The organism is Bacillus sp. FSL R5-0603, from assembly GCF_038050295.1.
In the GTDB taxonomy this organism is placed as follows: Bacteria; Bacillota; Bacilli; order Bacillales; family Bacillaceae; genus Bacillus; species Bacillus subtilis.
Genome location: NZ_JBBOYP010000001.1, coordinates 623,426 through 646,249 on the forward strand (window position 1 = coordinate 623,426; position 22,824 = coordinate 646,249).

16 protein-coding genes and 1 pseudogene are annotated in these 22,824 nt (G+C 45.8%); 12 read left to right on the forward strand and 5 right to left on the reverse strand.

The window, feature by feature from the left end:
• Positions 1–6: 6 nt before the first annotated feature.
• Positions 7–234 (reverse strand): YgaP family membrane protein, encoded by a 228-nt coding sequence (locus tag NYE56_RS03195; RefSeq protein ID WP_003233931.1) that lies wholly within the window; start codon positions 232–234, stop codon positions 7–9.
• Positions 235–362: 128 nt separating this feature from the next.
• On the opposite strand from NYE56_RS03195, the gene NYE56_RS03200 reads away from it, so the two are divergent.
• Genes NYE56_RS03200 through NYE56_RS03210 form a run of 3 tightly spaced genes read left to right on the forward strand, consistent with a single transcriptional unit; the run spans position 363 to position 3,444 of the window.
• A complete protein-coding gene (locus NYE56_RS03200) occupies positions 363–2,105 on the forward strand; it encodes an adenine deaminase (RefSeq protein WP_163117665.1) in 1,743 nt (580 codons plus the stop codon).
• Between the two features lie 26 nt (positions 2,106–2,131).
• Positions 2,132–3,127, forward strand: coding sequence for a DUF3048 domain-containing protein (locus NYE56_RS03205; RefSeq protein ID WP_268548461.1), 996 nt, complete (start codon positions 2,132–2,134; stop codon positions 3,125–3,127).
• A 2-nt stretch (positions 3,128–3,129) separates the two neighbouring features.
• Positions 3,130–3,444, forward strand: a complete 315-nt coding sequence (locus NYE56_RS03210; protein ID WP_003219429.1) for a YerC/YecD family TrpR-related protein — start codon at positions 3,130–3,132, stop codon at positions 3,442–3,444.
• Between the two features lie 37 nt (positions 3,445–3,481).
• Here NYE56_RS03210 and NYE56_RS03215 read toward each other — a convergent pair whose 3' ends face one another.
• On the reverse strand, positions 3,482–5,059 hold the full coding sequence (locus NYE56_RS03215; RefSeq protein ID WP_335450525.1) for an FMN-binding glutamate synthase family protein: 1,578 nt from the start codon (positions 5,057–5,059) through the stop codon (positions 3,482–3,484).
• A 262-nt stretch (positions 5,060–5,321) separates the two neighbouring features.
• Between NYE56_RS03215 and NYE56_RS03220 the strand changes: the two genes are divergently transcribed.
• The 5 genes from NYE56_RS03220 (at position 5,322) to NYE56_RS03240 (ending at position 12,697) form a co-directional block, all read left to right on the forward strand.
• Entirely contained in the window at positions 5,322–6,008 is a 687-nt protein-coding gene (locus NYE56_RS03220; RefSeq protein WP_029726604.1) for a heptaprenylglyceryl phosphate synthase, read from the forward strand.
• A gap of 61 nt (positions 6,009–6,069) precedes the next feature.
• Entirely contained in the window at positions 6,070–8,289 is a 2,220-nt protein-coding gene (gene pcrA / locus NYE56_RS03225) for a DNA helicase PcrA (RefSeq protein ID WP_015383008.1), read from the forward strand.
• A 23-nt stretch (positions 8,290–8,312) separates the two neighbouring features.
• The gene (ligA, locus tag NYE56_RS03230) at positions 8,313–10,319 is read left to right on the forward strand and encodes an NAD-dependent DNA ligase LigA (RefSeq protein WP_015252641.1); all 2,007 of its coding nucleotides are present in this window, start codon (positions 8,313–8,315) and stop codon (positions 10,317–10,319) included.
• Between the two features lie 15 nt (positions 10,320–10,334).
• Entirely contained in the window at positions 10,335–11,525 is a 1,191-nt protein-coding gene (locus NYE56_RS03235; protein ID WP_268556198.1) for a CamS family sex pheromone protein, read from the forward strand.
• A 161-nt stretch (positions 11,526–11,686) separates the two neighbouring features.
• A complete protein-coding gene (locus tag NYE56_RS03240) occupies positions 11,687–12,697 on the forward strand; it encodes a phosphotransferase enzyme family protein (RefSeq protein ID WP_268556197.1) in 1,011 nt (336 codons plus the stop codon).
• A gap of 37 nt (positions 12,698–12,734) precedes the next feature.
• Here NYE56_RS03240 and NYE56_RS03245 read toward each other — a convergent pair whose 3' ends face one another.
• Positions 12,735–13,433, reverse strand: coding sequence for an MgtC/SapB family protein (locus tag NYE56_RS03245; protein WP_010886431.1), 699 nt, complete (start codon positions 13,431–13,433; stop codon positions 12,735–12,737).
• 106 nt (positions 13,434–13,539) lie between these two features.
• Positions 13,540–15,018 carry a proline transporter OpuE gene (gene opuE / locus NYE56_RS03250; RefSeq protein WP_187957362.1) on the reverse strand — a complete coding sequence of 493 codons (1,479 nt, stop codon included), beginning with the start codon at positions 15,016–15,018 and terminating at the stop codon, positions 13,540–13,542.
• Positions 15,019–15,431: 413 nt separating this feature from the next.
• On the opposite strand from opuE, the gene gatC reads away from it, so the two are divergent.
• From gatC to gatB, 3 genes are read left to right on the forward strand one after another with little or no spacing between them, the layout of a single operon-like run.
• Positions 15,432–15,722: an Asp-tRNA(Asn)/Glu-tRNA(Gln) amidotransferase subunit GatC gene (gatC, locus tag NYE56_RS03255; RefSeq protein ID WP_003219442.1), complete on the forward strand. Its 291-nt coding sequence runs from the start codon at positions 15,432–15,434 to the stop codon at positions 15,720–15,722.
• Between the two features lie 15 nt (positions 15,723–15,737).
• Positions 15,738–17,195, forward strand: a complete 1,458-nt coding sequence (gatA, locus tag NYE56_RS03260; protein ID WP_335450516.1) for an Asp-tRNA(Asn)/Glu-tRNA(Gln) amidotransferase subunit GatA — start codon at positions 15,738–15,740, stop codon at positions 17,193–17,195.
• 13 nt (positions 17,196–17,208) lie between these two features.
• A complete protein-coding gene (gatB, locus tag NYE56_RS03265; RefSeq protein WP_003219444.1) occupies positions 17,209–18,639 on the forward strand; it encodes an Asp-tRNA(Asn)/Glu-tRNA(Gln) amidotransferase subunit GatB in 1,431 nt (476 codons plus the stop codon).
• Positions 18,640–18,657: 18 nt separating this feature from the next.
• On the opposite strand, the pseudogene NYE56_RS03270 reads toward gatB, so the two are convergent.
• Positions 18,658–19,525 (reverse strand): annotated as a pseudogene (locus NYE56_RS03270) (TetR/AcrR family transcriptional regulator); the annotation flags it as partial.
• A 130-nt stretch (positions 19,526–19,655) separates the two neighbouring features.
• Here NYE56_RS03270 and srfP point away from each other — a divergent pair.
• On the forward strand, positions 19,656–22,814 hold the full coding sequence (gene srfP / locus NYE56_RS03275) for a surfactin resistance protein SrfP (protein WP_335450510.1): 3,159 nt from the start codon (positions 19,656–19,658) through the stop codon (positions 22,812–22,814).
• The last annotated feature ends 10 nt before the right edge of the window (positions 22,815–22,824 follow it).

Here is a 22,824-nt window from a genome sequence, read left to right on the forward strand (position 1 = left end):
TTCCATTTATCCGTTTTGATGCTCGTTATTTCCAGAATCGCTGTGTTGAAACATGTAGGTCACAGGACAGAAGCGCAAGATTCCCGAACCCGCTTTCATGGCCCCCATAAAGATGTAAAAGAGATGCATTCTGCACCAAGGTTTTTTCGTAAACTTTGCACTGGCGGCTGACATAATCGTCAATCCGCAGGCGATTCTGAACACGGCATTGATGAGACTGATGTTTGGCTTCAAGGAAATTCGCTCCTTTTACTTAAAAAAGTTTTTTAATCGAACCTTCAAAAATTTGTAACGTTTTTATCGTGCGTGATGAGGAAGGATGTGATACCATGAGTCTAATACATGTAAAGGAGAGTATGTGAATGTCCGAACGCACCTTTAACTGGAAAAACAAAGACATCAGGGCACAGGTTGATGTTGTAGACTCAAAGCTGCTTCCAACGCTCCTTTTACGGAATGCTCTCGTCTTAAATCCATATGTAAAACAATGGCTGAAAAAAAACATTTGGATTTATCAGGACCGCATTGTTTATGTGGGTCATGAACTTCCGAATAGAGCCGAAGAAATTCATACAATTGATTGTGAAGGAAAATACATTGTGCCAGGTTATATTGAACCGCACGCACATCCTTTTCAAATATATAATCCCCAAACACTGGCGGAATATGTGTCTCAATACGGAACAACGACATTTGTGAATGATAACTTATTTTTGCTTTTGCAAAGCGGAAAAAAGAAAGCGCTTACGATTTTGAATGAACTCAAAAAGCAGCCTGTCCAGTATTTTTGGTGGTCACGCTATGACCTCCAGACCGAGGTTCTGAACGAGGACCACGTCCTTCCATTTGACGTCAGAAAACAGTGGATTGAACATCCGGATGTGATTCAAGGCGGGGAAATGACCGGATGGCCTCGCTTGGTAGATGGTGATGATTTAATGCTCCACTGCATGCAAGCTACAAAGAAACAGCGAAAACGCATTGAAGGGCATTTTCCCGGTGCTTCTGATAAAACGCTTACAAAAATGAAGCTGTTCGGTGCGGATTGTGATCATGAAGCGATGACAGGTGATGAAGTGATGAGAAGGCTGGAACTGGGCTATTATGTTTCCCTTCGGAACTCTTCCATTCGCCCCGATGTAAGAAAAATCTTGCAAGAACTGCATGAGAAGGGCTTCCGCTATTATGACCACTTCTTTTACACGACAGATGGCGCAACCCCGAATTTCTATAAAGGCGGCATGACAAACGAGCTGATTCGCATCGCTTTAGAAGAAGGCGTACCTGCAATCGACGCCTACAATATGGCATCATTTAATATCGCAAAGTATTACCAAATGGATGATTATTTAGGAGTTGTCGGACCGGGCAGACTGGCATCGCTCAACATACTGGAAGATCCGTTAAATCCGAATCCCGTGACTGTTCTGTCAAAAGGGACCATTCTGCGTGAAGACGGCTGTAATTTGAAGGCGTTTACAAAGACGGACTGGCACAAAGGCGGTCTTGTCCCGCTTGAGCTTTCATATGATATGACGATGGATGACTTGCAGTTTTCTATGCCGATGGGCGTGAAAATGCGGAATGCGGTTATTATGGAGCCATATATGATTGAGATCGACAATTCGATGGAACAGCTCTCGTTTGACCATGATGAAAGTTATTTGACGATGCTCGACAGACACGGGAAATGGCGCGTCAATACGATGATAAAAGGGTTTGCCTCAAGCGTGCAGGGATTTGTAAGTTCCTTTACGACGACGGGCGACATTGTCGCGATTGGAAAAAATAAAGCGGATATGCTGCTCGCTTTTGCCCGCATGAAAGAAATCGGAGGAGGAATTGTTTTAGCGGAGAACGGAAACATTCTGCATGAAATCCCGCTTGCGCTGTGCGGCTGCGCCTCTTCGGAAGCGTATGAAGACGTGCTTGAGAAGGAACAAAAGCTGAGAGATCTTTTGACTGAAAGAGGCTATGAGTTTTGCGATCCTATCTATACGCTGCTCTTTTTGCAAAGTACGCACCTTCCGTATATACGCATTACGCCAAGAGGAATCTTTGACGTCATGAAAAAAACTGTACTCTTTCCATCGATAATGCGTTAAAATATAAAAGAGCAGGGAGCCGACATATGAAAAAATGGATGACAGTTTGCGCGCTGTGTTTCGTGTTTTTTCTGCTGGTATCCTGCCAGCAGAAGGATGCTGTCCCGGATACTGCAAAGAAGCTGAAAGCTCCTTTAACGGGGCTAAAGACTGAACAGAAGGTGACTGAACGCCGGCCTGTTGCTGTTGTGGTGAACAATCACCCGAAAGCGAGGCCGCAGTCGGGTCTGTCTAAAGCCGACATTGTCATAGAAGCGCTAGCCGAAGGGCAAATCACAAGATTTCTGGCCATTTTCCAAAGCCAGATGCCTGAAACTGTCGGACCTGTGCGGAGCGCGCGGGAATATTTCGTCACTCTCAGCAATGGCTTTGACAGCATATTTGTCCATCACGGCTGGAGTCCCGGCGCCAAAGAGCAGCTAGAATCCGGAGCTGCCGATTATATAAACGGATTGGATTTTGACGGAAGCTTATTTTGGAGAGCTGATTTCAGCAAACCGCCCCACAATTCCTATACGTCTTATGATTACATAAAAAAGGCGGCGGAACAAAAGGGTTATAAGCTGAAGCAGGAAACAAATCCGCTGCTGTTTCAAACATCAGATGCAAAACCTGCAAATGAATCTTACAATGTTCGGGTAGATTATGGAACAAATAACGTTACAAATCTTGTCGAATACAACTATGATAAAAAAGCTGAATCTTATACAAGAAGCTCTGATGGTGTCATAACGACAGACCGGGAAACCGGAAAGCCGGTTGCAATGCAAAATATTTTCATTGTTGAAGCCAGCCATCATATTATTGATCAAGATGGAAGGCGGGACATCGACTTGGAATCAGGGGGAAAAGGTCTGTTGTTTCAGCACGGAAACGTCATTGAAACAGACTGGAAACAAGTGAATGGCAGAATTGTGCCGGTAAAAGACGGCAAGTGGCTTCCGTTTGTGCCAGGAAAGACTTGGATCAATATCGTACCTGATCTTGATGCGGCTTCCATTAGTAAAGGAGAAGGTGTGTAACGATGCAAATCGATAAATTACGCGGCAAAGAGCTGGACCAGTTATTTAACTCGATCTTATCGCTGAAAGACCTGGAGGAATGTTACCGATTCTTCGATGATCTATGCACAATTAACGAAATTCAATCGCTGGCTCAGCGCCTTGAAGTGGCGCGCATGCTTCGCGAAGGAAACACGTATCATAAGATTGAAACAGAAACAGGCGCTTCCACGGCTACAATTTCCCGTGTGAAACGCTGCTTAAATTACGGAAATGACGCTTATGAAATGGCGCTTGACCGTGTGAAAGAGACGGAAACTGAGTCTTCTTCAAAATAATAAAGAACCGCCCTGCCGTTCGGCAAGGGCGGTTTCTTTATGAAACAAATTGCTGGATCAGGTTGTCGATATCGATGATACTGCCATCCTCTTTCCGATAGACAACATGCTCCTTGGAAAAGTGAATCGGTGAATTGATCCCTGCTGCGGCTGCGAGGTTAAACAGCCCCTCGCGCAGGGAAATAACGTAGTTGCAGACGCGGTGCTGTTTTTCCTCAACGCTCAACGCTTTTTGCAATTTCGGATCTGTCGTCGCCACACCTGCCGGACAGGTGTTGGTGTGGCAGACGAGAGCGCGGATGCAGCCAACGGAAAACATCATGCCGCGTGCGATGTTGACAAAGTCAGCGCCGAGGGCTAAGGCGACCGCGATTTTATCAGGAGTCAGGAGCTTTCCGGAAGCAAAGATTTTCAGCTGGCTGCGCAAGCCGTATTGTTTAAGAAGCGTGTCAACAATAGGCAGCGCTGTCATAATCGGAAGGCCGACTGTATCCGCGAGCTCGTAAAAGGAAGCTCCGGTACCGCCTTCACTTCCGTCGATCGTGATAAAATCCGGCTGCTTTCCGCTTTTCTGCATATGAGAGAAAAGCTCATGCAATTCTTCAGGATGCCCTGCGACCAGTTTGATGCCGACTGGCTTTTGTCCGACATCTCTAAGTTTTTCAATAAAGTCGAGCATTTCAGGAGGGTTTGAGAATTCATAAAAGCGGTTCGGGCTGTCAATCGACTTTCCAGGTTCGACATTCCGAATGTCTGCCACTTCCTCTGATACTTTGGCGCCGTCCACATGGCCGCCCCGGGTTTTCGCTCCTTGTGCCAGCTTTAGCTCAAACGCTTTAATCTGGTCAATCCTGCTTTTTCTTTTAAATTCCTCCCATGAAAATTCTCCGTTTCTTTTGCGCACGCCGAATAGGCCCGGACCGATTTGGCAAATGATATCGGCGCCGCCCTTTAAGTGATACTCAGACAATCCTCCTTCACCTGTATTCATCCAGGTTCCGCCTGCCTGATGGAGCCCTTTTGAGAGCGCCGTAACAGCCCGTTCTCCAAGAGAACCGTAGCTCATGGCAGACTGGCCGACTAATCCCTTCACATAAAATGGCTTCTCGCATGTATGCTCGCCAATCACCTGTACATCATCAGGATGGAGAAAATACGGGTCTGCCTTGATATGTTCGGCATGCTCCTTGCGTTTGAATAGATTGTCAGCATCCATTTTATAGATTTGGGTTTCAATTTTTGGCGTTTGATTTACGTGCATTTCTTCCCTTTGTTTTGGAAACATAGCGTTACGGATATAATAGCCAGGTTTATCAAAATCTCTTACAGATCCAAAGCCCATCATTCTGCTTTTGTATTTGCCGGAGATGACGGTTTGCTCATATTCCTTTCGTGAAAATGGCTGCTCTTCATTGTCATTGCTGTATAAATACTGTCTGAGCTCCGGCCCGATTTTTTCAAGGATATACCGAAACCTTCCGATGACGGGATAGTTGCGAAGAATTGAGTGCTCCTGCTGTTTTTCATCCTTTATGTAGATCCAGGCAAACAAGACGATCGGGATAGCGATGATCCCAATGATAAATGCGATGAGTGCTATTATGATGGTTTCCATCTCTCAGCCTCCCTTTTTATGTAACCATTTCCACAGTTGAACACTTTCCAAACAATAGCAGAAGGAATCTGGTGAAAAATGTGTGCTTCTGCCGATACAGGACTCAGCGAGCAGGTACTGCCATATGCTCTTTTTTTATGAAAATAGAATCAAAACACCTTTTTCAGTGAATAACGAGATTAACGGCTTTTTCCGTTTTTCCGCGCTATGTGAATTTGTTATAATGTTTAAATGGTAACAAACGAATGGAGGAACGTATGACGTGTACGATGTAACGGAGTGGAAGCATGTCTTTAAACTCGATCCAAATAAAGATTTGCCTGACGAACAGCTGGAGATTCTTTGCGAATCAGGAACGGATGCGGTCATTATCGGAGGCAGTGATGGTGTGACAGAGGATAATGTCCTGCGGATGATGTCTAAGGTAAGACGGTTTTTGGTGCCGTGTGTCCTAGAGGTATCAGCGATTGAAGCGATCGTTCCCGGCTTTGACTTATATTTTATTCCGAGTGTATTAAACAGCAAAAACGCGGATTGGATTGTCGGAATGCACCAGAAAGCCATGAAGGAATACGGAGAACTGATGTCTATGGAAGAAATCGTGGCGGAGGGCTACTGCATCGCAAATCCAGATTGCAAAGCCGCGGCACTGACTGAAGCGGACGCCGATCTGAATATGGATGATATTGTCGCCTATGCGCGTGTGTCGGAGCTGCTGCAACTGCCGATTTTTTATTTAGAATACAGCGGCGTGCTTGGAGACATAGAAGCTGTGAAGAAAACGAAGGCTGTATTGGAAACGTCCACCTTGTTTTACGGCGGCGGCATCAAGGATGCGGAAATGGCCAAACAGTATGCAGAGCATGCGGACGTGATCGTTGTAGGCAATGCTGTGTATGAAGATTTTGACAGGGCTTTGAAAACAGTAGCGGCTGTGAAAGGCGAGTAGTAAATTGTACGGATTTGGTTTATGATAGAACATATGTTTTGTATAGGCGGGTGAACAAATTTTGAATTATATTAGCAATCAATTACTAAGCGGTTTAAACCCCGTTCAGCAGGAAGCTGTCAAAACAACGGACGGGCCTCTTTTGCTGATGGCGGGAGCGGGAAGCGGAAAGACGCGTGTCCTGACACATAGAATTGCTTATTTAATGGCGGAAAAGCATGTGGCGCCGTGGAACATTCTGGCGATCACATTTACAAATAAAGCGGCACGCGAAATGAAAGAACGTGTGGAAAGCATCCTCGGACCCGGCGCGGACGATATCTGGATCTCCACATTCCACAGCATGTGCGTGCGGATCTTGCGCAGAGATATCGACCGGATCGGGATCAACCGAAATTTCTCCATCCTTGATACGGCTGACCAGCTTTCAGTGATCAAGGGGATTTTGAAGGAGCGCAATCTTGATCCGAAGAAGTTTGATCCGAGAAGCATCCTCGGTACGATCAGCAGTGCGAAAAACGAATTGACCGAACCGGAGGAATTCTCTAAAGTTGCCGGCGGCTACTACGATCAGGTGGTCAGCGATGTATATGCTGATTATCAGAAGAAGCTATTGAAAAACCAGTCGCTCGATTTTGACGATTTGATTATGACGACGATTAAATTGTTTGACCGAGTGCCGGAAGTACTTGAATTTTATCAGCGCAAATTCCAGTACATCCATGTTGATGAGTATCAGGATACGAACAGGGCGCAATACATGCTCGTTAAGCAGCTTGCCGAGCGTTTCCAGAACCTTTGCGTTGTGGGGGATTCAGATCAGTCAATCTACAGATGGCGCGGCGCGGATATCACCAACATCCTTTCATTTGAAAAAGATTATCCGAATGCAAGCGTGATTTTGCTAGAACAAAACTATCGTTCAACGAAACGGATTTTGCGCGCGGCAAACGAGGTCATTAAAAACAACTCTAACCGCAAACCAAAAAATTTGTGGACGGAAAACGATGAAGGCATCAAAATTTCCTATTATCGCGGTGATAATGAATTCGGTGAAGGACAGTTTGTGGCCGGTAAAATTCATCAGCTTCACAGCTCAGGCAAGCGGAAGCTGTCTGATATCGCCATATTATACCGGACAAACGCGCAGTCCCGTGTGATCGAGGAAACGCTTCTCAAAGCGGGCTTGAACTATAACATTGTCGGCGGCACAAAGTTCTATGACAGAAAAGAAATTAAAGACATTCTTGCGTACCTGCGCCTCGTATCCAATCCGGATGACGATATCAGTTTCACGCGCATTGTCAATGTGCCGAAGCGCGGAGTCGGCGCGACATCACTTGAAAAAATCGCTTCGTATGCGGCCATAAACGGCTTGTCATTTTTCCAAGCGATTCAGCAGGTTGATTTTATCGGCGTCAGTGCCAAAGCGGCAAACGCGCTTGACAGCTTTAGACAGATGATTGAAAACCTGACCAATATGCAGGATTACTTATCCATTACAGAGCTGACAGAAGAAATTCTTGATAAGACGGAATACAGAGAAATGCTGAAGGCTGAGAAATCGATCGAAGCCCAAAGCCGTTTAGAAAATATCGACGAGTTCCTGTCTGTTACGAAAAACTTTGAACAGAAAAGTGAAGACAAGACACTCGTTGCGTTCCTGACAGACTTGGCGTTGATCGCAGATATTGACCAGCTCGACCAGAAGGAGGAAGAGTCAGGCGGCAAGGATGCGATCACCCTGATGACACTGCACGCCGCGAAAGGACTGGAGTTCCCGGTTGTTTTCTTGATGGGGCTTGAAGAAGGCGTCTTCCCGCACAGCCGTTCACTCATGGAGGAAGCGGAAATGGAAGAAGAACGCCGCCTTGCGTACGTTGGGATTACAAGGGCGGAACAGGAGCTTTATCTGACCAATGCTAAAATGCGCACCTTGTTTGGCCGGACAAATATGAACCCGGAATCTCGCTTCATTGCTGAAATACCGGATGATTTATTGGAAAACCTAAATGAGAAAAAAGAAACAAGAGCGACGTCTGCGAGAAAAATGCAGCCGAGACGCGGCCCTGTTTCACGCCCGGTATCCTACGCCAGCAAAACAGGCGGCGACACCTTGAACTGGGCAGTCGGAGATAAGGCGGGCCATAAAAAATGGGGAACAGGAACTGTTGTCAGCGTGAAAGGCGAAGGAGAAGGGACGGAGCTCGATATTGCCTTCCCGAGCCCTGTCGGCGTGAAACGCCTGTTAGCAGCATTTGCTCCTATTGAAAAGCAGTAATTGAAGAGGAAAGGAAGAAGCAGATGGACAAAGAAACAGCGAAGCAGCGGGCAGAAGAACTGCGCCGCACCATCAACAAGTATAGCTATGAATATTACACCTTAGATGAACCGAGCGTCCCAGATGCCGAATACGACAGATTGATGCAGGAGCTGATTGCGATCGAGGAGGAGCACCCAGACCTTAGAACGCCTGACTCTCCTACGCAGCGCGTCGGCGGAGCCGTGCTTGAAGCGTTTCAGAAAGTCACCCACGGCACACCGATGCTCAGTCTGGGCAACGCCTTTAATGCTGATGATCTTCGTGATTTCGACCGCCGTGTGCGCCAAGCCGTCGGCGACGATGTGGCGTATAATGTGGAGCTGAAAATAGACGGTCTTGCTGTTTCTCTCCGTTATGAAGACGGCTATTTTGTCAGAGGGGCCACAAGAGGTGACGGAACGACGGGAGAGGATATTACGGAGAATCTGAAGACGATCCGCAATATCCCCCTCAAAATGAACCGTGAGCTGTCAATCGAAGTGCGCGGCGAGGCGTATATGCCGAAGCGTTCGTTTGAAGCTCTTAATGAGGAACGAATTAAAAATGAGGAAGAACCGTTCGCCAATCCGCGAAATGCCGCGGCGGGATCACTCAGGCAGCTCGATCCGAAAATTGCAGCGAAACGAAACCTCGATATCTTCGTCTACAGTATAGCGGAGCTTGACGAGATGGGTGTGGAGACGCAAAGCCAGGGGCTTGATTTTCTCGACGAACTCGGATTTAAAACGAATCAGGAACGAAAAAAATGCGGCAGCATAGAAGAAGTCATAGTGCTGATCGATGAGTTTCAGGCGAAGCGCGCTGACCTGCCGTATGAAATAGACGGCATTGTCATTAAAGTCGATTCTCTGGATCAACAGGAGGAGCTCGGTTTTACGGCGAAAAGCCCGCGCTGGGCCATCGCGTATAAGTTTCCTGCTGAAGAGGTCGTGACGAAGCTTCTCGATATCGAATTAAATGTCGGCAGAACGGGTGTGATCACGCCGACCGCGATTCTTGAGCCGGTAAAAGTTGCCGGTACAACGGTCTCAAGAGCATCCCTTCATAACGAAGATTTAATTAAAGAGAAGGACATTCGGATTTTGGATAAGGTTGTCGTCAAAAAAGCGGGCGATATCATCCCGGAAGTTGTGAATGTCCTCGTTGAACAGCGCACAGGAGAAGAAAAGGAATTCAGCATGCCGACGGAATGTCCTGAATGCGGCAGTGAGCTCGTCCGGATCGAAGGAGAAGTGGCGCTTCGCTGCATAAATCCTGAATGTCCGGCGCAAATCCGGGAAGGGCTGATCCATTTCGTTTCCCGCAATGCCATGAACATTGACGGGCTCGGCGAACGAGTGATCACACAGCTGTTTGAGGAAAACCTTGTCCGCAATGTGGCAGATTTATATAAGCTGACGAAGGAACGAGTCATCCAGCTCGAGCGCATGGGTGAAAAGTCCACTGAAAACCTGATCAGCTCTATCCAAAAATCAAAAGAAAATTCGTTAGAGCGTTTGCTGTTTGGGCTTGGCATCCGTTTTATCGGATCAAAGGCCGCAAAGACGCTTGCCATGCATTTTGAAAGCTTGGAGAACCTGAAAAAAGCCTCTAAAGAGGAACTTCTCGCGGTAGATGAAATCGGTGAAAAAATGGCTGATGCTGTGATCACCTATTTTCATAAAGAAGAAATGCTTGAACTCTTGAATGAACTTCAGGAACTGGGCGTAAACACGCTATACAAAGGCCCGAAAAAAGTAAAAGCAGAGGACAGCGATTCTTACTTTGCCGGTAAAACAATTGTTCTGACAGGAAAGCTGGAAGAGCTGTCAAGAAACGAAGCCAAAGCGCAAATTGAAGCGCTGGGCGGAAAGCTGACTGGAAGCGTCAGCAAAAACACAGACTTGGTCATCGCCGGAGAAGCGGCGGGAAGCAAGCTGACAAAAGCACAAGAGCTGAACATTGAAGTATGGAATGAAGAACAGTTAATGGGAGAGCTAAAGAAATAAGAGGAGTGTTTTCTATTGAAAAAGACGTTGGCATTGGCGGCAACGGCGGCAGTATTAATGCTGTCTGCCTGCTCGTCAGGTTTCGGGGGGGAGAAGGAGGAAGAGATTACGCAAAAGACGGCGAAATCGTCAGAAAAAGCGATTGTCCCGAAATATAATATCTCTGACTCCTATTACAAAATGGTGCTGCCGTTTAAGGCAGGCAAAGCGCGCGGCTTAACAACGGAACAGCTGAACACAAGGCTGGACATTGACGAATTTGAAACAGGGCTGATGCGTCTTGCCCAAGATTCTTTCTCGACTGACGATTATCTGTTCCAAGAAGGACAATATTTAGATGAGGATACAGTATTAAGCTGGCTGGCCCGGAAAAAAACGGGCTCTGATTTGAAAAAAGCCGAAAAAGAAGATAAAAACTTCAAAAATGAAGGCTTGAACCCGGCGCTCCCGAGTTCTGGTTCAACAGAAGAAAAGAATGAAAGCAGCCCGATTTATTTAGCCTCCATGCTTGAGCACGATTATTTAGTCAGAAAAGACAAGAATTCTATCCAGCTTGGCGGCGTCATGATCGGACTGGCGTTAAACTCAGTGTATTACTATCGTGAAAAAACTGGCGACCCGCAAAAAGAAGTGGAGATTAAAGACAGCACGCTTCGCCAGCAGGGAGAAAAAATTGCACAGGAGGTTATTAACCGCCTCCGCAAAAGAGATAACTTGAAGAATGTGCCGATTACCGTCGCGCTTTATAAGCAGGCGTCAAAAACATCGATTGTGCCGGGGAACTTCATCGCCAAAACAGAGGTCAAAGCAGGCTCTACTGATATCTCAAATTGGGATGACATCAATGAAAAATATGTATTCTATCCGGCGGATACAACCACAGCAGAAAAATACCCGGATGACACCGAGGTCTTTAAGCGGTTCAAAAACTCAATTGAAGAATATTTCCCGAACTATACAGGCGTTGTCGGTACAGCGCTGTATGAAAATGATGAAATGAAGAAAATGAAGATTGACATACCAATGCAATTCTACGGAAAAAGTGAAGTTGTCGCGTTTACCCAGTTCTTAACGGGTGAAGTGATGGACTACTACTCTAAGAGCTCAGTTGATGTCGAAGTCAATATCACGTCCTCAGACGGACAGGAAGCGGTCATTATCCGCAATGCTGGAGATAAAGAGCCGACTGTTCACATTTATGACTGATAGAAAACCCTTGTGCCATATTGGCACAAGGGTTTTTATGTTACAATTAACAGGAAAAGGGAAATTATTTTCGCTTCTGCCGAAACACAAACCAAGGGGAGGTATGTTGATGCTGGAAATCGTGTGAAAACAATCATTATCAAATCTATAGCAATGAAAGGATGTTAAATGTGCATAAAGATATCAAAAAAATATTTCATGAAGAGCAGGTTTTGGCAGAAGCTGCAGCGAGATACGGTTTCTCAAAAGATCAGGTGCGTTTTCTGGCTGATGCGGAAAACTATGTATATGAATGTATGAAAGACAACCAACCTTATATTTTAAAGATTACCCATACGATTCGGAGATCTTCTGATTATATAATGGGAGAGATGGAATGGCTCCGTCACCTTGCAATAGGGGGAATTTCAGTAGCCAAACCACTCCCGTCGCTGAACGGAAAAGACGTAGAAGCAGTGCCGGACGGAAACGGCGGGTCATTTTTATTGAGAGTGTATGAGAAAGCGCCGGGGCAAAAAGTGGATGAATCGAACTGGAATGAAACGCTATTTTATGAGCTTGGCAGATACACAGGCAGCATGCACAGCCTGACAAAAAGCTACAAATTGAGCAATCCCGCTTTCAAAAGACAGGAATGGGATGAAGAGGAGCAATTAAAGCTGAGAAAATATGTGCCTGAAGATCAGATAAAGGTGTTTCAGCAAGCCGATTCTTTGATGAATGAACTGCGGAGGCTCCCGAAAAGCCAGGACAGCTACGGCTTGGTGCATGCGGATCTGCACCATGGCAATTTTAACTGGGATCATGGCAAAATCACGGCATTTGATTTTGATGATATCGGCTACAACTGGTTTGTTAACGATATTAGCATTCTTCTCTACAATGTCCTGTGGTATCCTGTTGTGCCATATGATGATAAAACTGCGTTTACAGAAGAATTTATGACGCATTTTATGAAAGGGTACTGGGAGGAAAATGAGCTTGACCCTGCATGGCTGATGTTAATACCTGATTTCCTCCGCCTTCGACATATGCTGATTTACGGATTGCTGCATCAGATGTTTGACCTTAACACAATAGGAGAAGAGGAAAAAGAAATGCTGGCCGGTTTCAGAAGAGATATAGAGAATGGCACGCCGATTACCGCATTTGATTTTTCAGCACTGGTGTAGATAGAAAAAGCCAATGGGAATCCAGTCCCATTGGCTTTTATAATGTATCACACTTCACGCCGACTACGCCTTCAATGGCTTTAATGTCATAGTAGACATCGGTCGTGTATCTGTTTTTATGGACGCGGACCTTCACTTCCATAATTGGAAAATCCTTTTCGCCCAGGTCGTCGATCCGAACGGAGTGTGCTTTGATATCTCTTCTTTTCATTTCTTTTAAAATCTCTGTCATTTTGTCTTTATCAGAAAGCGACATTCTGATGCGGATGTCTTTTTCCTGCAGGCGGTCGGGGCCGATTTTTCTGACCACCCATGGGAGAAATTCTACACTGATTAGGATGAACAGAAGACTGGCAAACGCTTCTTTATAAAAACCGGCTCCCGTAGCCAGCCCGAGCCCCGCTGCCCCCCAGATCATGGCCGATGTCGTCAGGCCGGAAATGACATCATTGCTTTTTCGCAGGATGACACCGGCTCCGATAAACCCGACGCCGGAGATGATTTGTGCCGGCAGACGAAGCGGATCCATCATGATGCGGTAGTATTTAGGGAAATGATATGCCGCATTAATACTGACGATCGTCAGCATGCATGAGCTGACTGCGATGACGATACAGGTTTTTAATCCGAGCGGCTTATTTTTTAATTCGCGTTCAAGCCCGATGACCATGCCAATCAATGTGGCAATGCCCAATTTCAATAAAATATCAGGATCAATATACCAGCTCAACAGCAAACTTCCCCCTTCTCTATGGTGTTTTTAAATAAATATGATTTTCTCACAGTATTTATAGCAAAACAAGGGCACAAAAGCCACCAAGCTGCGCTTGATGGCTTATTGCTTACTTTTTGCGTTTTAACAGCTTTTCCATGACACCGAATAATCGGTAAGAGGCTTTTGCAGGACGTTTTGTGATCATGCTGACAATGATGCCGGCAATCATACTGAGAATAAACCCAGGGATGATTTCGTACACACCGGTTGATTTTGCCAGGCCGGTTGTAATCCAGATCAACACGGTCGCAGCCCCGACAATCATGGCAGCAAGCGCGCCCCATTCGTTCATTCGCTTCCAATACAGACTGAGCAGAATCGCAGGCCCGAAAGCTGAACCGAAGCCGGCCCAAGCGTATCCGACCAAATCAAGAATGGTGCTGCTCGGATTCAATGATAAGAGAACCGCAATAACGGCGATCGCTAACACGGACAGACGCCCGATCATGACCAATTCTTTATCAGAAGCTTTTCGTCTGAAAAACGTCCGGTATAAATCCTCTGTCACTGCACTTGCTGTGACCAAGAGCTGCGAGGAGATGGAACTCATGATGGCAGCCAAAATAGCTGATAATAAGAACCCAGTAATTAAAGGGTGGAACAAGATTTTAGAGAAGATAATGAATATCATCTCCGGATCTTTTACAGCAACTCCGAATTTATGGGCATAAGCAACACCAACCAAACCTGTCAAGACAGAACCGAGAACTGAAATGATCATCCAGCTCATGCCGATTCGGCGCGCAGGCTTTAAATCTTTTATATTTTTAATGGCCATAAATCGGACGATAATATGAGGCTGGCCGTAGTAGCCTAAGCCCCAGGCTAAATAGGAAATAATGCTAATGACGCTCGCGCCTTTAAAGATGTCCATTAAATGTGGGTTAACAGCACCGATTTCATGGAAAGTCGGAGCAACGCCGCCCACGTGGGTAAAAGCAACGATCGGCACAAGCACTAGTGCTGCAAACATGATCGCACCCTGCACGAAGTCAGTCAAACTGACAGCAAGGAAACCGCCAAACAGTGTGTATAACACGACAACCGCGGTAGTCAGTAGCAATCCTAATTTATAATCCGCGCCAAAGGCAGATTCAAACAGCCGTCCGCCGGATACCATACCGGAAGAGGTATACAATGTGAAAAAGATCATAATGACCAAAGCAGATACGATTTTCAGCAGCGATGATGAGTGCTGGAATCGTTTATCAAAGAAATCAGGAATTGTAATCGCATCATCCGCCGCTTCCGTATAAGCACGCAGCCTTGGAGCCAGCAGCAAGTAATTTGAGTACGCCCCGATTGTAAGACCTAAAGCAAGCCATAAGGTGGACAGCCCTGTCGCAAACATCGCGCCGGGAACACCCATCAGCATCCATCCGCTCATATCGGCCGCGCCGGCAGACAAAGCAGTAACGAATGGTCCGAGGCCTCTTCCTCCAAGCATGTAATCATTGATGTCAGTGGTTTTCTTGAATGCATACCAGCCGATTAACAGCATGGCAATAAAGTAAATTCCTAAAGATATAATAATTTCAATACTCACGTTTTACCCTCTCTTCATTTCTAATAATGTTGCATCACCTCTCAAATTGATGGTGCCAGTTAAGCAGCCTGGCGTAAGTGCAAAACAAAAGAAATTCTTTTGCGGGTGCACTTGGTAACTTAACCTAACAAAGTATTCCCGGCCATTCAAGCGATGAAACATTGATCATAAGCTGGAAATACCGTTGCAAACCTAGAAGGGAATAAAGAATAAAACGCTTTCAAAAAATAATTAAAGTAAAAATATTCAGAAAAATATTTCGTTTCTCCTTCGCCTCATTTTAGTATAAAATATATAGGGTATTGTTTCGAAAACACAGGCCTGTCTTAAGGCGTTTTGTTGCTTTAAAGGGCTTGTTTTTGATATGATCAGTATTATATGACTTAACGGAGAAATATGTGGAGGTGGATCATATGTCACGAATTTCAATAGAAGAAGTAAAGCACGTTGCGCACCTTGCAAGACTTGCGATTACTGAAGAAGAAGCAAAAATGTTCACTGAACAGCTCGACAGTATCATTTCATTTGCCGAGGAGCTTAATGAGGTTAACACAGACAATGTGGAGCCTACAACTCACGTGCTGAAAATGAAAAATGTCATGAGAGAAGATGAAGCGGGTAAAGGTCTTCCGGTTGAGGATGTCATGAAAAATGCGCCTGACCATAAAGACGGCTATATTCGTGTGCCATCAATTCTGGACTAAAGGAGGGACACAAGAATGTCATTATTTGATCATAAAATCACAGAATTAAAACAGCTCATACATAAAAAAGAGATTAAGATTTCTGATCTGGTTGACGAATCTTATAAACGCATCCAAGCGGTTGATGATAAGGTACAAGCCTTTTTGGCATTAGATGAAGAAAGAGCACGGGCATACGCGAAGGAGCTTGATGAGGCGGTTGACGGCCGTTCTGAGCACGGTCTTCTTTTCGGTATGCCGATCGGCGTAAAAGATAATATCGTAACAAAAGGGCTGCGCACAACATGCTCCAGCAAAATTCTCGAAAACTTTGATCCGATCTATGACGCTACTGTCGTTCAGCGCCTTCAAGACGCTGAAGCGGTCACAATCGGAAAACTGAACATGGACGAATTCGCCATGGGGTCATCTACCGAAAACTCTGCTTACAAGCTGACGAAAAACCCTTGGAACCTGGATACAGTTCCCGGCGGTTCAAGCGGAGGATCTGCGGCTGCGGTTGCTGCGGGAGAAGTTCCGTTTTCTCTTGGATCTGACACAGGCGGCTCCATCCGTCAGCCGGCATCTTTCTGCGGCGTTGTCGGATTAAAACCTACATACGGACGTGTATCTCGTTACGGCCTGGTCGCATTTGCGTCTTCATTAGACCAAATCGGACCGATTACACGTACGGTTGAGGATAACGCGTTTTTACTTCAAGCGATTTCCGGCGTAGACAAAATGGACTCCACGAGTGCAAATGTGGACGTGCCTGATTTTCTTTCTTCATTAACTGGCGACATCAAAGGACTGAAAATCGCCGTTCCGAAAGAATACCTTGGTGAAGGTGTCGGCAAAGAAGCGAGAGAATCTGTCTTGGCAGCGCTGAAAGTCCTTGAAGGTCTCGGCGCTACATGGGAAGAAGTGTCTCTTCCGCACAGTAAATACGCGCTTGCGACATATTACCTGCTGTCATCTTCTGAAGCGTCAGCGAACCTTGCACGCTTTGACGGCATCCGTTACGGCTACCGCACAGACAACGCGGATAACCTGATCGACCTTTACAAGCAAACACGTTCAGAAGGCTTCGGCGATGAAGTCAAACGCCGCATCATGCTTGGAACGTTTGCTTTAAGCTCAGGCTACTACGATGCGTACTACAAAAAAGCGCAAAAAGTGCGTACGCTGATTAAGAAAGACTTCGAAGACGTATTTGAGAAATATGATGTCATTGTCGGACCGACTACACCGACACCTGCGTTTAAAATCGGTGAAAACACGAAGGATCCGCTCACAATGTACGCAAACGATATCTTAACGATTCCGGTCAACCTTGCCGGCGTACCGGGAATCAGCGTGCCATGCGGATTAGCAGACGGACTTCCGCTCGGCCTGCAAATCATCGGAAAACACTTTGATGAAAGCACTGTATACCGCGTTGCTCATGCATTTGAACAAGCGACAGACCATCATAAAGCAAAACCTGAACTGTAAGGGGTGAAAAGAATTGAACTTTGAAACGGTAATCGGACTTGAAGTCCACGTTGAGTTAAAAACAAAATCAAAAATTTTCTCAAGCTCTCCAACGCCATTCGGCGCGGAGGCGAATACGCAGACAAGCGTCATTGACCTCGGATACCCGGGCGTCCTGCCTGTCCTGAACAAAGAAGCCGTTGAATTCGCAATGAAAGCCGCTATGGCGCTCAACTGTGAGATCGCAACGGATACGAAGTTTGACCGCAAAAACTATTTCTATCCTGACAACCCGAAAGCGTATCAGATTTCTCAATTTGATAAGCCAATCGGCGAAAACGGCTGGATCGAAATTGAAGTCGGCGGCAAAACAAAACGCATCGGCATCACGCGCCTTCACCTTGAAGAGGATGCCGGAAAGCTGACGCATACAGGCGACGGCTATTCTCTTGTTGACTTCAACCGCCAAGGAACGCCGCTTGTTGAGATCGTATCAGAGCCGGACATCCGCACGCCGGAAGAAGCGTACGCGTATCTTGAAAAGCTGAAATCCATCATCCAATATACAGGCGTTTCTGACTGTAAAATGGAAGAAGGCTCACTTCGCTGTGACGCCAATATCTCTCTTCGTCCGATCGGCCAAGAGGAATTCGGCACAAAAACAGAATTGAAAAACTTGAACTCCTTTGCGTTTGTTCAAAAAGGCCTTGAGCATGAAGAAAAACGCCAGGAGCAGGTTCTTCTTTCCGGCGGCGTCATCCAGCAAGAAACTCGCCGTTATGATGAAGCAACGAAGAAAACCATTCTTATGCGTGTCAAAGAGGGATCTGACGACTACCGTTACTTCCCAGAGCCAGATCTAGTCGAGCTCTACATTGATGATGAATGGAAGGAACGCGTAAAAGCAAGCATTCCTGAGCTTCCGGATGAGCGCCGCAAGCGTTATATCGAAGAGCTTGGCTTGCCTGCATATGACGCGATGGTTCTGACGCTGACAAAAGAAATGGCTGATTTCTTCGAAGAAACCGTTCAAAAAGGCGCTGAAGCTAAACAAGCGTCTAACTGGCTGATGGGTGAAGTGTCAGCTTACCTAAACGCAGAACAAAAAGAGCTTGCCGACGTTGCCCTGACACCTGAAGGCCTTGCCGGCATGATCAAATTGATTGAAAAAGGAACCATTTCTTCTAAGATCGCGAAGAAAGTGTTTAAAGAATTGATTGAAAAAGGCGGCGACGCTGAGAAGATTGTGAAAGAGAAAGGCCTTGTTCAGATTTCTGACGAAGGCGTGCTTCTGAAGCTTGTCACTGAGGCGCTTGACAACAATCCTCAATCAATCGAAGACTTTAAAAACGGAAAAGACCGCGCGATCGGCTTCCTAGTCGGACAGATTATGAAAGCGTCCAAAGGACAAGCCAACCCGCCGATGGTCAACAAAATTCTGCTTGAAGAAATTAAAAAACGCTAATAAAAAAAGCAGCCCGCAGAGGCTGCTTTTTTTATGGTCAAATTGAGATAAAGACTGAGATGAGGGCCCGGAGCCTTTCAACTTCTTTGTCGTTGGTTCCGGTCAAATTGAACAGCATGCCTTTAATAATCGGCTTGCGCGGTTTATCCTGAGTCAATTCTTCCTCGATAACATCAAGTGACACGGTGATATCCTCGGGCAGCGTGCTGTTTTCTTTCACTTTCTGAATGTTCTCAAGTAGCTGGTCCTTCCCCGCAGGCATCGGGTTGAAAATGTCTTTTGACACAATCGGATTGAGTGCAGAACGGCTCAGCCCCTGTACAAGATCATCCAGTCTCTCAATAATAAAGGCTGAGATTTCTTCTGCATCGATATTAAGCTCACCGTTAAATACCATCACGTTCATATAGGAATGCACAATGCCTCTTGCCATGATGGACAGATCTGCGACATACCGCTCGATTCCTTCGCCATAGGATACCAGCAAGGCGTTCCGGTACAGCTTATCCGTCTCCATGGTTACTTTGTAAAAGTATTGCTTGATTTCTTGATTTTCCGGAATGATATTTTCGGTAAGCAAAAGAACAATAAAATCTTTATGATCACGAAAATCCTCAAATTGTGCGCCAATTTGTTTTTTCAAAACTTCTTTAGGCGGCTTTCCTGCGAGATCTTCTTCTATATTTTTCATTTTGTTCATAGACATACCGATATAATATTCACAGGCAGATAACAGCAGCGCTTCTTTCGATTTGAAGTGCAAATAAAAAGCGCCCTTCGAAATGCCGCATTCACTGGCGATTTCTTGGATCGTCGTAGCTGCGAATCCTTTTTTCGCAAATAAACGAATGCTGGTTTTTATGATTCTCTCTTTTTTTTCATTCATGACGTGCTTCCCCTTAATCCTTGAAAAATTTAGTAAAATTTTCTGGTATATGAGTTGACGTTGTTGCGTTATAACGTTTAGTATTATATAGAATGACCAGTCAGTCAATAAAAATGTAATGGAGGATATGATGAACCACGTTATTAATTTCGTTCTGAAAAACAAATTCGCCGTATGGCTGATGACGATTATTGTAACGGCAGCCGGCTTGTATGCGGGTATGAATATGAAGCAAGAGTCTATTCCTGACGTGAATATGCCTTACTTGACGATCAGCACGACATATCCGGGTGCGACACCAAGCCAAGTGGCTGATGAAGTGACCAAACCGGTTGAACAAGCCGTGCAGAACTTGGACGGTGTCAGTGTTGTGACGTCGACGTCCTATGAAAACGCATCGTCGGTCATGATTGAATATGATTATGAGAAAGATATGGACAAAGCGAAAACAGAAGCAGCTGAAGCGTTAGAAAACGTCAACCTGCCTGATGACGCGAAGGATCCGGAGATTTCACGCTACAGCTTGAACTCATTCCCGATTCTGACGCTGAGCGTGTCCAGTGATAAAGATAACCTGCAAGAGCTGACGAAAAAAGTGGAGGACAGCCTCGTTTCTAAGCTTGAAGGCATAGAAGGCGTTGCGTCCGTCCAAGTATCAGGCCAGCAGGTGGAAGAGGTTGAATTCTCTTTCAAAGAAGACAAACTGAAGGAATACGGCCTTGATGAAGATACAGTCAAGCAAGTGATTCAAGGTTCAGATGTGACAACTCCGCTTGGATTGTACACATTCGGAAATGAAGAAAAATCTGTCGTCGTCAGCGGCGATATTGAAACAATTAAAGATTTGAAGAATATGAGAATCCCGACGGCATCTGCCTCAAGTGCAGGCAGCAGCGCAGCATCTCAAGCGGGTGCGCAGAGTGCTCAAGCAGCCCAAAGCGCGCAAGCGGCAGCACAGGCGCAGCAAAGCGCAAGCACAGCAGTGCCGACGGTCAAGCTTTCTGACATTGCTACAATTAAAGATGTGAAAAAAGCTGAATCCGTTTCACGCACAAATGGCAAAGACAGCATCGGCATCAACATCGTCAAAGCAAACGATGCGAATACGGTAGAGGTTGCCGACAATGTCAAAGCTGAGCTGAAGAAGTTCAAAGAAGACCATAAAGGCTTCAATTACAGCGCAACTCTCGACATGGCGGAGCCGATCACACAGTCAGTTGACACGATGTTAAGCAAAGCCATCTTCGGTGCTATTTTTGCGATTGTGATTATTCTCTTATTCTTAAGAGATATCAAATCAACATTAATTTCGGTAGTTTCAATTCCATTATCATTGCTGATCGCACTCCTTGTGCTGCAGCAGCTTGATATCACATTGAATATTATGACGCTCGGCGCAATGACTGTTGCCATCGGACGTGTGGTCGATGACTCCATCGTTGTGATCGAGAACATTTACCGCCGCATGAGACTCAAAGACGAGCCGCTCCGCGGAAAAGCCTTGGTTCGTGAAGCGACGAAGGAAATGTTTAAACCGATCATGTCATCAACGATTGTGACAATTGCGGTATTCCTGCCGCTCGCACTTGTAGGCGGACAAATCGGTGAGTTATTTATTCCGTTTGCCTTAACGATTGTTTTTGCGCTTGCCGCATCCCTGGTGATTTCGATCACGCTTGTGCCGATGCTCGCACACAGCCTGTTCAAAAAATCATTAACGGGCGCGCCGATTAAAGCGAAAGAACACAAACCTGGCAGACTTGCAAACATCTATAAAAAAGTATTGAACTGGGCGCTGAGCCACAAATGGATCACGTCTATCATCGCTGTTCTGATGCTCCTTGGAAGCTTGTTCCTTGTACCGCTAATCGGTGCCAGCTACCTGCCGTCCGAGGAAGAAAAAACGATGCAGCTCACATACAGCCCAGAACCGGGTGAAACGAAAAAAGAAGCCGAAAATGAAGCTGAAAAAGCGGAAAAAATCCTGCTTGACCGCAAGCATGTCGATACGGTTCAGTATTCATTAGGCTCTGGCAGCCCGCTTGCCGGAGGAGATTCTAACGGTGCGTTATTCTATATCAAATATGAAAGCGACACACCTGACTTTGATAAAGAAAAAGATAACGTTCTGAAGGAAATCCAAAAGCAATCTGACCGCGGAGAATGGAAGTCACAGGACTTCAGCTCTTCAGGCAATAACAACGAATTAACATACTATGTGTATGGCGATTCTGAAAACGATATTAAAGACACGGTCAAAGATATTGAAAAAATCATGAAGGATGAAAAGGATCTGAAAAACGTAAACTCAGGCCTTTCCAGCACATATGATGAGTACACATTTGTCGCTGACCAAGAAAAACTAAGCAAACTCGGTTTAACCGCGTCTCAAATTTCTCAGGCCTTAATGTCACAAACATCGCAAGAACCGCTCACCACCGTGAAAAAAGACGGCAAAGAGCTTGATGTGAACATTAAGACAGAAAAAGACGAGTATAAGAGTGTGAAAGATTTAGAGAATAAAAAGATCACTTCTGCGACTGGCCAGGAAGTCAAAATCGGCGATGTGGCAAAAGTGAAAGAAGGATCAACATCAGATACTGTGTCAAAACGTGACGGAAAAGTCTATGCGGATGTCACAGGTGAGGTTACATCTGACAACGTCACAGCCGTATCAGCTGCTATCCAGAAGAAAATCGATAAGCTAGACCATCCTGATAACGTATCGATTGACACAGGCGGCGTATCAGCGGATATCGCTGATTCCTTCACGAAGCTCGGTTTAGCGATGCTGGCAGCAATAGCGATCGTTTACCTTGTGCTCGTGATTACCTTCGGCGGAGCACTAGCGCCATTTGCGATTCTGTTCTCATTGCCGTTCACAGTCATCGGTGCCCTGGTCGGACTTTACGTATCAGGTGAAACGATCAGTCTGAACGCCATGATCGGTATGCTCATGCTGATCGGTATCGTTGTCACGAATGCCATTGTCTTAATTGATCGCGTGATTCATAAGGAAGCGGAAGGCCTGTCTACGAGAGAAGCGCTCCTGGAAGCCGGCTCTACACGACTCCGTCCGATCCTGATGACAGCCATTGCGACAATCGGCGCCTTGATTCCATTAGCCCTCGGCTTCGAAGGCGGAAGCCAGGTCATTTCAAAAGGACTCGGCGTCACGGTTATCGGCGGTTTAATCAGTTCAACGCTTCTGACGCTCTTGATCGTGCCAATCGTATATGAAGTATTGGCGAAGTTCCGCAAGAAAAAACCGGGAACGGAAGAAGAGTAAAAAAACAAAA

Excerpts from the sequence above, each read along its gene's own strand:
- NYE56_RS03210 (WP_003219429.1), top strand. The coding sequence starts at position 3,130 with ATGCAAATCGATAAATTACGCGGCAAAGAGCTGGACCAGTTATTTAAC.
- srfP (WP_335450510.1), top strand. The coding sequence starts at position 19,656 with ATGAACCACGTTATTAATTTCGTTCTGAAAAACAAATTCGCCGTATGG.
- gatA (WP_335450516.1), top strand. The coding sequence starts at position 15,738 with ATGTCATTATTTGATCATAAAATCACAGAATTAAAACAGCTCATACAT.
- NYE56_RS03205 (WP_268548461.1), top strand. The coding sequence starts at position 2,132 with ATGAAAAAATGGATGACAGTTTGCGCGCTGTGTTTCGTGTTTTTTCTG.
- NYE56_RS03215 (WP_335450525.1), bottom strand. The coding sequence starts at position 5,059 with ATGGAAACCATCATAATAGCACTCATCGCATTTATCATTGGGATCATC.
- NYE56_RS03200 (WP_163117665.1), top strand. The coding sequence starts at position 363 with ATGTCCGAACGCACCTTTAACTGGAAAAACAAAGACATCAGGGCACAG.
- gatC (WP_003219442.1), top strand. The coding sequence starts at position 15,432 with ATGTCACGAATTTCAATAGAAGAAGTAAAGCACGTTGCGCACCTTGCA.
- NYE56_RS03240 (WP_268556197.1), top strand. The coding sequence starts at position 11,687 with ATGTTAAATGTGCATAAAGATATCAAAAAAATATTTCATGAAGAGCAG.
- ligA (WP_015252641.1), top strand. The coding sequence starts at position 8,313 with ATGGACAAAGAAACAGCGAAGCAGCGGGCAGAAGAACTGCGCCGCACC.